Source organism: Asticcacaulis sp. SL142 (genome assembly GCF_026625745.1).
GTDB lineage: Bacteria > Pseudomonadota > Alphaproteobacteria > Caulobacterales > Caulobacteraceae > Asticcacaulis.
In genome coordinates this window covers 3,240,821-3,250,000 of the sequence record NZ_CP113061.1, presented here as the reverse complement: position 1 = coordinate 3,250,000, position 9,180 = coordinate 3,240,821, and the positions used below count along the sequence as shown (strand labels likewise).

The following is a 9,180-nucleotide window of genomic DNA, read 5'->3' as shown; positions in this document are numbered from 1 at the left end:
GCTACCAGACGCAATTCATGCAAACCGAAATTGGCCATAACGCGCGCGACCGCCCCGATATTGTCGGCCAGTTGCGGTCGATCGAGGATCACACACGGCGGGGTCAGGTTAGGGTCGCGCTCAGGCGCCGGACGTTTGTCTTTCATGAGGGGGCTTCCAAAAGGCGATCGCAGTCTTGGTGACAAGACGCGACGAACAAGGCGCGCTTATAGGGCAAGCGTTTATTGTAAAAAAGCCCCAACCGTTCTGGCTAACATCTATAAGTCTCCTGCGGTGCGAACGAACTTAATCGCATCCAGTCCTGAATAGAGGCCGCCAGAGCATCATCACCGGACAACGTACATCTCGCCCCGCTTGATAGACTCTGACATGGGCGCAAAGCCCATGTATATGCGGGTCAAGGTTTTCAATTCGCTCTCGACAAACAGATCGACCTCAAACCCCGGATCCGTGACACACAGATCAACCTCACAGCCCGGTCTGGCGATCAGCCAGTAATTGCGGTGTTCAGGCTTTTGTTCGGGAAAGATAAACTGCACCACAGAGCGGCGATCCGGAAAGCGACGCAAATCGATCTTGCGCCGGACGTTCCACATCAAAAGCCGACTATCGAGTTTTTGCAGAGTAACGGCGGAATCTATATTTTCATGGGCCCACTGCCCAAGGGCATGGACGATCGGCTCAAGTTTACGCGCCATGTCCGTAGGTATGTAATTGACCTGCCCGGTCGTGACATCGTGATGACGCGCGATAAGCCCGCTGCCCTGCATGTCCTTCAGTCTTCGCGACAACAGTGTCGGCACATACCGGGCACGCCGCGCCCGATATCGTTAAAGCGCGTAGACCCCGACCACATTTCACACAGGATAAGCAAGGTCCAGCGCGGCTCAAGCAACTCGCAGGCCTTAGCTACGGGACAGAACTGGTTGTAACCCGCCTCAGACATGGCGCGCCCTCTTGCTGTGAATTCACTAAGCTTAGCACGAAACCCTGATCGCCTTCGCTATAGTTTCTACACTGGCCCGCATCGCGCGGTTGTCTCCATCTGTGTGCGCGTCACTAATCCTGACGCTCTGAACACAACGCATGCAACACAAAGGAAACTGCCATGCCCCTCGTTACTATAGACGTCATCAAGGACGTTTTTACCCCGGCACAAAAGCAGGCCATGATTACTGAGGTTACCAACGCCATGATCCGCGTCGAAGGCGAAGCCCTGCGCGGCGTTACCTGGGTCAAGATTAATGAAATCAATAGCGGCGACTGGGCCATCGGCGGCCAGCCCCTGACGGCCAGAGATGTGCAAAAGCTGGCCGAGGCCTAGGACTTCCCGGCGGGCGGTCGTTAGACGGATATCACTCAAGCGGCGACCGCCCCAACGTGCTTCGCCTTCCGATAGTGAAGTCAAAACTTGATTATTGGCCCACCGCATGATACTCAAGCTTAAACTTCACTTTTAGAAAGAGAGATCACCATGCCCGTAACTCATGCGTCTTTCGCTATCGACAAGACCTACCCTCACCCTTTGGCGAAAGTTTTTGCGGCCTTTGCCGAACCGTCCTTGCGGGCGAAGTGGCAGAGCCCCGAGGGCGTGGCACGTCCTGGCGACCATATCGCGTTTGAGTTTAAGGTCGGCGGCAAGGAGAGCGCCCGCTGGGTGATGGGTGACAACACGCCGTTTCCGGGTGCGGTCATATCATCCGAAGGCATCTTTCTGGATATAGTGGATCAGCAGCGTATCGTCTGCGCGTCTAATATGATGATGAATGGCACGCCGTTTTCCGGCTCTCTGCTCAGTTTTGAATTTACCGAAGAGGATGGCGGCACGCGCCTGACCTGCACCCATCAGGGGGCGTTCTTTGAAAATTCGGACGGGCCTGAGATGCGCAAAGACGGCTGGGAGAAACTGCTTATGAGTCTGGCCGCGTTTTTGGCCAAAGCACCGGATAGCTCCCATTGACGCCTGAGCGTGTGTTTCAGGCGCTGGGGGATGCCACCCGCCGCGACATAATGGAGCGTTTGACCGATACAGCACTATCTGTATCGGCGCTGGCGGCGCATTATGACATGACGCTCACGGCAGTCGGCCAGCATCTGGCAATCCTGGAGGCTGCCGGTCTTATAAAAACCGAAAAGATCGGTCGCGTCCGATCGTGCACAATCGATCCGGCCGGCCTTGAAGTGCTGGAGCAGTGGGCCCGCGCCCGCCGCCCCCTATGGCAAAGGCGGCTGGATAGGTTAGGGGATATGCTGGATGCTGACGACACCTGATACAGGTTGTCGAATCCCCCTTTCATCCCCACCCTCTTTTCGTCTATAGGGAAACCTCCATCGCTGCGGGAACGGCCCTGTGCGCCCTCCTGCGAAGCGCCGGTCTATTTTAAGGAAACCTCATGGCTAAGATCAAAGTTGCAAATCCGGTCGTCGATATTGACGGCGATGAAATGACCCGCATCATCTGGCAGTGGATCAAGGACAAGCTGATCCACCCCTATCTCGACATCGACCTGCAATATTACGATCTGGGCATGGAAAACCGTGATGCCACTGACGATCAGGTCACCATTGACGCAGCCAATGCCATTGCGGCCTGCGGCGTCGGCGTCAAGTGCGCCACCATCACCCCTGATGAAGCGCGCGTGAAGGAATTTAACCTCAAGAAGATGTGGAAGTCGCCAAACGGCACCATCCGCAACATCCTGGGCGGCGTTGTGTTCCGTGAGCCGATCATCTGCAAGAACGTGCCGCGCCTCGTCCCCGGCTGGACTCAGCCGATCGTCGTGGGTCGTCACGCCTTTGGTGACCAGTATAAGGCGACGGACTTCCTCGTCCCCGGTCCCGGCAAGCTGACCATGAAGTTCGAAGGCGACGACGGCAAGGTGCAGGAATACGAAGTCTTCAAATTCCCCGGCGCCGGTGTCGCTATGGGCATGTATAACCTTGATGAGTCGATCCGTGACTTTGCCCGTGCGTCGTTTGAATACGGCATTTCGCGCAACTATCCGGTATACCTGTCGACCAAGAACACCATCCTCAAGGCCTATGACGGCCGGTTCAAGGACATCTTCCAAGAGATTTTCGACGCTGAATATGCCGCAAAGTTCAAGGAACTGGGTCTGACCTATGAGCACCGTCTGATCGACGACATGGTCGCATCAGCCTTGAAGTGGTCGGGCGGGTTCGTCTGGGCCTGTAAGAACTATGACGGCGACGTTCAGTCCGATACGGTCGCGCAAGGGTACGGCTCGCTTGGCCTAATGACCTCGGCTCTGGTCACTCCGGATGGCAAGATCATGGAAGCCGAAGCCGCTCACGGCACGGTGACCCGTCACTTCCGTCAGCATCAAAAGGGCGAAGCGACCTCGACCAACTCAATGGCCTCGATCTTTGCCTGGACCCAGGGCCTGTCGCACCGCGCCAAGCTGGATGGTAACGAAGAACTGGCCAAGTTTGCGGCGACCCTGGAAAAAGTCTGCGTCGATACGGTTGAAGCCGGCTTCATGACCAAGGATCTGGCCCTGCTGGTCGGTGATAAGCAAGGCTGGCTGACGACTGAGGGTTTCCTCGACAAGATCAGCGAGAACCTCAGCAAGGCACTGGCTTAGCCCTCATGGGGGAAATGACTTTCCCCCATGTACCCCCTTTCTCCTCCCTAGCTCGGCTGGGGAGGGGGACCACGAAGTGGTGGAGGGGTGCAGCACCAATCAAAAGGCCGTCCGCATCACGGGCGGCCTTTTTAGTTGGCCGTGCTTGACAAGGCTGTCATGGCCGGATTGAGTGCGGCATCATAATAAGACGGGGAAAGCGCATGAAACGATTCTTCCTAGGACTCGTATTTCTAACCGCGACCAGCGTAGCAGCACAAAACCCCGAGACGCCTTCAATCCCACTTACCGTCACCAATATCGGCGTGCCCTGCCCCGACTGCAAAGAGGGCGAACGCGTTCCCATACACAGCGTTGCCCGCGCACTTCATCGAACATATCAATGGCCCGGTGCCTATTGGGAAGCCAATATTAAGGGCACCTCTTTCGACCTGATCCTCAACGGTAAGACCAATATTTTTAGCGTCTATGTTGACGGCAAAAAGGTAGATACCCAGTCAAAACCAATTTACACAACCTTCCACTACAGCAGGCTCAGCGAGGGACCTCATCATATCCGCGTCGAAGCACAGACCGAATCGCAAGGTAGTAGCTTTATGGGGGTAAGTAGAATTTTGGTTCGCGACACAGACTCGGTTCTCCCCGCCCCGGCACCCCGCGCGCGGCAGATCGAATATATCTGCGATTCCGATATGGTCGGTTACGCCAATACCTCAACCAAGCGCGAGTGCACCAAGGCCGAAGTGTTTGAGACCACCGACAGCCATAAGGCCTATCCCGCGCAGGTGGCTCACAAATACAATGCCGATTTTCAGCTTAACGCCTATTCCGGCATTGGCATTGTGAGCAATTATGACGGCTCAGAGCCTGACCGGCCCATGCCGGTGCTTTATGCGCGCGTGCTGTTCGATGATCCGACACCCTATGACCGCAAGGGCTGGGCGCCGCAAGTGATTGTGATCGCGCTTGGTGGCAATGATTTTTCAACGCCACTAAAACCCGGCGAAAAATGGAAAGATGTGGCCGCGTTACGCGCCGACTGGGAAGCGACCTTCCTGACATTTCTGGCTGACATCCGGGCCCAGAATCCGAAAGCGTTCATTCTCATAGGGCTTCAGGACGGATTTAATGAGGATTATTTCGCCGCCTCCAAATCCGTTCTTACCGCCTATAAGGCCACTGGTGATACCAAGATTGACGCCGTCGTTTACCCAAAACTTGAATCGACCGCCTGCGACTGGCACCCGTCATTGAACGACCACAAAACCATGGCCGATATTGTGGCGAGCTTTATCGATCAACGCCCCAATATCTGGCAGGGGAAATAACATGAAATTAGCCTTAGTTTTTGCCACAACCATTTCATGTGCACTTTCAGCGAATGCAGTTGCCGAAACCCGCCTGCCTCATCATACCGGCGGGCGTATAGAAACCTCGGCTCAACAGGCAGGCGAAGCACATCAATGGCCAGGTATATATTTTGAGACCGCGACTAACGGCCGATCGGTCACACTCAAATTCGATGACAAGATAAACATCTACAAGCTCTATCTGAACGGTCAACTGTTCAGAGTAATTGTGCGTCCGGGACGCGCCAATTTCCGCTTCGATCACGAAGGTAATGATCATGGTGATCGTTATAGGCTGGAAAAAATTACAGAGTCTCAAAGCGATACCGGTAAATTTCTGGGCTTTTTCTCTAACGCCTCGGATGACGCTATTCCGCCCCCCGCTCGCGCGCGGCAGATCGAGTTTATCGGCGACAGCTTCACCGTCGGTTATGGCAATACCTCGCCTAAGCGTGAGTGCACCACCGACGAAGTCTGGGCGACGACTGATACGTCTCAGGCGTTCGGGCCGCTGACCGCCAAGGCGTATAATGCCGATTACCAGATCAATGCTTTTTCCGGTCGCGGTGTGGTGCGCAATTATGATGGGATTAAAGGCGATACCCTGCCCGTTTTGCACAACTACACCCTGTTTGACGGCAAGACCGAATACAAAGCCGAAAACTGGCAACCGCAGATCATCGTCATCGGTCTGGGCACCAATGATTTTTCAACCGCGCTCAAGCCCGATGAGAAATGGAAAACCCGCGAAGACCTGCGCACTGATTACCGCAACACCTATGTGACGTTCGTCAAAACCTTGCGCGCTAAAAACCCCAAGGCGCAGTTTATCCTGATGGCCTCAGACCAATCGGGCGGCGAAATCCGCGATCAGGTCTTACAGGTCGAAAAAACTCTGAAATCGCAGGGTGAAACCCAGGTCGATACGATCATATTCACCGGGCTTGATTACGCAGGCTGCCACGCCCACCCGTCCGTGGCCGATGACGTGATCCTCAAGGGCCTGCTGACGGACTATATCGACGCCCGCCCCGCCCTATGGCAGAGCCGGTGACGACACGGATTTTTTGCCGCAAAAGCTAAGCACAATGTAGCCGATCACGCCAGACAGGATCGAGCCCATCAGCACGCCGATCTTGACCGCATCCTGTGCTTCTGGATGGGTCGGGAAGGCCAGCAAGCCGATAAACAGGCTCATGGTAAAGCCGATCCCGCACAGCAGCGACAGGCCGTAGATTTGCGGCCAGCTTGTGTCCTTGGGCATGGGCGCGACACCGGTTTTGATAGCCAAAAACGCCGCCGCAAACACCCCAACCTGCTTACCCAAAAACAGCCCGGCGGCGACACCTAGCGGAATGGGCAGCAGCAGCGCCTCCCATGAAAACCCCGCCAGCGACACCCCGGCATTGGCAAAGCCAAAGATCGGCACGATCAGGAACGCCACCGGTTTATGCAGGGCATGCTCAAGACGCACCAGTGGCGAATGGTGGTCGTCATGCTCGCCTTTGTGAGTGTGCAGCGGGATAAACAGCGCCGTCGCCACCCCGGCAAGCGTCGCATGAACGCCGGACTTATAGACAAACCACCACAGCACCGCGCCGACAGCCAGATAAAGCCATAGCGACTTGACCTTAAAGCGGTTCATCAGAAACAGCAGGACCAACAATCCGGCAGCCGCCCCCAACATCTGAAGGTTCAAATCGGCGGTATAGAAAATAGCGATAATAATGACGGCCGCCAGATCATCAATGATCGCCAGCGCCGTCAGGAAAATCTTGAGTGCCACCGGCACGCGCGATCCCAAAAGCGCCAGAACACCCAGCGCAAAGGCGATGTCGGTAGCGGTAGGTATCGCCCAGCCGCGTAAACTTTCCGGTGTCCCGGCATTGATACCGACATAGATGAGCGCAGGCACGGCGACCCCGCCAATGGCGGCAAGCCCCGGTAAGGCCCGGCGCGACCAGGTCGATAATTCTCCGGTCAGAACCTCGCGCTTGATCTCAAGGCCAACCATCAGGAAGAAGATCGCCATCAGCGCGTCATTGATCCAGTGCTGAAGGCTCAAACCCGCCACATAGACATGTAGCAGGTGGAAATAATCCTCGGACAGCGGGGAGTTGGCCACCACCATCGCTGCCACGGCGGCGGCCATAAGGATCAACCCGCCTGCGGCTTCGCTTTTGAGAAATGAGGTGGTCATCGTGAGGGTTTTACGGATCATGGCGGGCCTTTTATGGTCTCAACATTGACGGATTATCATAAGGGTATTTGCCGTCAGGTCACCCTTTTTCGGACCATATCGTTCGCTTATTTGTGACTGATGACATCGCACTGACACCTTATGGATGGGAGCCCATAATTATCGGAAATCCATAAGGAGAGACGAAATGGCCCCTCATGATCCAAACCACATCGACACCGATGAACCCGGAAAGCCACCGGTCAGAGGGTTTCCGTGGGTGATTATCACAGCGGTGGCTTTGGTGGTCGGCCTGCTGATTGCCTTCGCAGCAATTAATCCGTCAAGCTCCACCAATAATGCTGCCGATGCCGTTTATCAGGACAACCACGAAGGTTCGATTTCTGATCCGGCGTCAACTCAGGCCGTGGGTGTAAATTAAACCGACTTTCTCCCGCTTGAAAACCAAGCTATGTTTCGCGGATGAATTCAAAGCGGAACATTCTTATTGTCGGCGGCGGCACCGCCGGATGGCTGGCGGCGGCTTACCTTGCCAAATTTTTTGATATTGGTGATCAGCAGCAACTCAATATCACCCTGCTGGAATCGTCTGACATCGGCATTATCGGCGTCGGGGAAGGCACGTTCCCGACCATTCGCAATACCTTGAAATTTCTGGGCATCGACGAAGCCCAGTTCATGCGCCAGACCTCAGCGACGTTTAAACAAGGCATCCGCTTTGCCGATTGGGTCAAGACGCCGCACAACGGCCAGCACGAGCATTATTTCCATCCGTTCGAGGCGCCGTTCTATACCGAAGGGGCGGGCCTTCTGCCCTACTGGCTGTTGCAGGATGAGGCGACCCGTCTGCCGTTTGCGCAGGCCGTGACCTTTCAGAAGCGCGTGGCCGAGGCCCAGCGCGCGCCTAAACGCCCTCACGAAGGTGATTTCACCGGGCCGCTCAATTACGCTTACCACTTTGATTCAGTGAAACTGGCCCATGTGCTGGCCGAACGGGCCAAGGCCCTGGGCGTGCGTCACCTAAGCGGCACCCTCAAGGGCGTTGAGCTTGATGACACCGGTGCGATTGACCGGATTATGACCCATGAGCACGGGTCGCTTACCGCCGATCTTTATATCGACTGTACCGGTTTTCACGCCGAACTGATCGGCAAGGCATTGGACGCGCCGTTCCACAGCGTGCGCCAATATCTATTCACCAATCGCTCCGTCACCTGCAAAATCCCTTATGATAAACCCGATGCGCCGATAGAAAGCTACACGGTTTCGACCGCACATGAGGCGGGCTGGACCTGGGATATCGGCCTCGATGGGATGCGCGGGATCGGCTATGTCTATTCCAGCGACCACGCCACGGATGCTGACGCCGAAGCCACTTTGCGCCGTTACATCGGCCCCAAACCCTATGAATTACAAACCCGCGTTATCCCGTTTGAGCCGGGCTATCGCACCACTCAGTGGGTTAAGAACTGCGTGGCGGTCGGCCTGTCGGGCGGGTTTATGGAGCCGCTGGAATCGACCGGCGTGGTGATGATCGAAGTGGCCATCAGCATGATTGCGGAGTTGTTCCCGCACAATGGCCCGATTGATGCCCCGGCGGCGCGTTTTAATGAGTTGATGGTCAAGCGCTATGACAACATCATCAACTTCCTGAAGCTGCACTATGCCTTAAGCCAGCGCGAGGAGCCGTTCTGGCGCGATAATACCGATCCTGCGTCCGTGCCGGAACGACTGCGCGAATTGCTTGAGCAATGGCGCTATCGCCCGCCGAACCGCTTTGATTTCCTGCTCGATCTGGAATCGTTCGCGTTCTTTAACTACCAGTACATTCTCTATGGCATGGGCTTTAAGACTGATCTGTCGGGAGGGCGGTCCAACTTCCCCAATGCGGCCGAAACCGAACGCATCTTTGCCCGCATCACTTCGTACGGGGAGCGCGCCACCAAAGACCTGCCCGCGCACCGCACCCTGATCCGTCAAATCTATGATCAGGGCTTTAGCGAAAAAGCCCCGGTAATGGCCTGAC

The 9,180-nt window shown here is 55.8% G+C and carries 12 protein-coding genes (1 of these 12 running past the window's edge); 8 read left to right on the top strand and 4 right to left on the bottom strand.

Annotated elements, in window-relative coordinates:
- From OVA03_RS14860 to OVA03_RS14850, 3 genes are all read right to left on the bottom strand, one after another.
- Nucleotides 1-146 carry the 5' end (the start) of an RNA methyltransferase gene (locus tag OVA03_RS14860; RefSeq protein ID WP_267525821.1) on the bottom strand. It extends 643 nt beyond the left edge of the window, so the window shows 146 of its 789 coding nt (coding positions 1-146); the start codon lies at nt 144-146; its stop codon lies off the left edge, out of view.
- A gap of 180 nt (nt 147-326) precedes the next feature.
- Complete coding sequence (locus tag OVA03_RS14855) at nt 327-791, bottom strand: winged helix-turn-helix transcriptional regulator (RefSeq protein WP_267525820.1); 465 nt, start codon at nt 789-791, stop codon at nt 327-329.
- Nucleotides 776-946, bottom strand: a complete 171-nt coding sequence (locus OVA03_RS14850) for a winged helix-turn-helix transcriptional regulator (protein ID WP_267525819.1) — start codon at nt 944-946, stop codon at nt 776-778. The genes OVA03_RS14855 and OVA03_RS14850 overlap by 16 nt, the downstream gene beginning before the upstream one ends.
- Before the next feature lie 162 nt (nt 947-1,108).
- On the opposite strand from OVA03_RS14850, the gene OVA03_RS14845 reads away from it, so the two are divergent.
- From OVA03_RS14845 to OVA03_RS14820, 6 genes are all read left to right on the top strand, one after another.
- Complete coding sequence (locus OVA03_RS14845) at nt 1,109-1,324, top strand: tautomerase family protein (RefSeq protein ID WP_267525818.1); 216 nt, start codon at nt 1,109-1,111, stop codon at nt 1,322-1,324.
- Nucleotides 1,325-1,474: 150 nt separating this feature from the next.
- Nucleotides 1,475-1,960 carry an SRPBCC domain-containing protein gene (locus tag OVA03_RS14840; RefSeq protein WP_267525817.1) on the top strand — a complete coding sequence of 162 codons (486 nt, stop codon included), beginning with the start codon at nt 1,475-1,477 and terminating at the stop codon, nt 1,958-1,960.
- Nucleotides 1,957-2,271 (top strand): ArsR/SmtB family transcription factor, encoded by a 315-nt coding sequence (locus OVA03_RS14835; protein WP_267525816.1) that lies wholly within the window; start codon nt 1,957-1,959, stop codon nt 2,269-2,271. The genes OVA03_RS14840 and OVA03_RS14835 overlap by 4 nt, the downstream gene beginning before the upstream one ends.
- Nucleotides 2,272-2,393: 122 nt before the next feature.
- On the top strand, nt 2,394-3,605 hold the full coding sequence (locus tag OVA03_RS14830) for an NADP-dependent isocitrate dehydrogenase (protein ID WP_267525815.1): 1,212 nt from the start codon (nt 2,394-2,396) through the stop codon (nt 3,603-3,605).
- Between the two features lie 203 nt (nt 3,606-3,808).
- Nucleotides 3,809-4,933 (top strand): SGNH/GDSL hydrolase family protein, encoded by a 1,125-nt coding sequence (locus tag OVA03_RS14825; protein ID WP_267525814.1) that lies wholly within the window; start codon nt 3,809-3,811, stop codon nt 4,931-4,933.
- A 1-nt stretch (nt 4,934) separates the two neighbouring features.
- Nucleotides 4,935-6,008, top strand: coding sequence for an SGNH/GDSL hydrolase family protein (locus tag OVA03_RS14820; protein ID WP_267525813.1), 1,074 nt, complete (start codon nt 4,935-4,937; stop codon nt 6,006-6,008).
- Here OVA03_RS14820 and nhaA read toward each other — a convergent pair.
- On the bottom strand, nt 5,991-7,175 hold the full coding sequence (gene nhaA, locus OVA03_RS14815) for a Na+/H+ antiporter NhaA (RefSeq protein WP_267525812.1): 1,185 nt from the start codon (nt 7,173-7,175) through the stop codon (nt 5,991-5,993). The genes OVA03_RS14820 and nhaA overlap by 18 nt on opposite strands.
- Before the next feature lie 166 nt (nt 7,176-7,341).
- Between nhaA and OVA03_RS14810 the strand changes: the two genes are divergently transcribed.
- The gene (locus OVA03_RS14810) at nt 7,342-7,575 is read left to right on the top strand and encodes a hypothetical protein (RefSeq protein ID WP_267525811.1); all 234 of its coding nucleotides are present in this window, start codon (nt 7,342-7,344) and stop codon (nt 7,573-7,575) included.
- Nucleotides 7,576-7,616: 41 nt separating this feature from the next.
- Nucleotides 7,617-9,179 carry a tryptophan halogenase family protein gene (locus OVA03_RS14805; RefSeq protein ID WP_267525810.1) on the top strand — a complete coding sequence of 521 codons (1,563 nt, stop codon included), beginning with the start codon at nt 7,617-7,619 and terminating at the stop codon, nt 9,177-9,179.
- The last annotated feature ends 1 nt before the right edge of the window (nt 9,180 follow it).

Coding starts and splice junctions, on each gene's coding strand:
- OVA03_RS14825 (WP_267525814.1), top strand. CDS start 3,809: ATGAAACGATTCTTCCTAGGACTCGTATTTCTAACCGCGACCAGCGTA.
- OVA03_RS14810 (WP_267525811.1), top strand. CDS start 7,342: ATGGCCCCTCATGATCCAAACCACATCGACACCGATGAACCCGGAAAG.
- nhaA (WP_267525812.1), bottom strand. CDS start 7,175: ATGATCCGTAAAACCCTCACGATGACCACCTCATTTCTCAAAAGCGAA.
- OVA03_RS14805 (WP_267525810.1), top strand. CDS start 7,617: ATGAATTCAAAGCGGAACATTCTTATTGTCGGCGGCGGCACCGCCGGA.
- OVA03_RS14850 (WP_267525819.1), bottom strand. CDS start 946: ATGTCTGAGGCGGGTTACAACCAGTTCTGTCCCGTAGCTAAGGCCTGC.
- OVA03_RS14845 (WP_267525818.1), top strand. CDS start 1,109: ATGCCCCTCGTTACTATAGACGTCATCAAGGACGTTTTTACCCCGGCA.
- OVA03_RS14830 (WP_267525815.1), top strand. CDS start 2,394: ATGGCTAAGATCAAAGTTGCAAATCCGGTCGTCGATATTGACGGCGAT.
- OVA03_RS14840 (WP_267525817.1), top strand. CDS start 1,475: ATGCCCGTAACTCATGCGTCTTTCGCTATCGACAAGACCTACCCTCAC.
- OVA03_RS14820 (WP_267525813.1), top strand. CDS start 4,935: ATGAAATTAGCCTTAGTTTTTGCCACAACCATTTCATGTGCACTTTCA.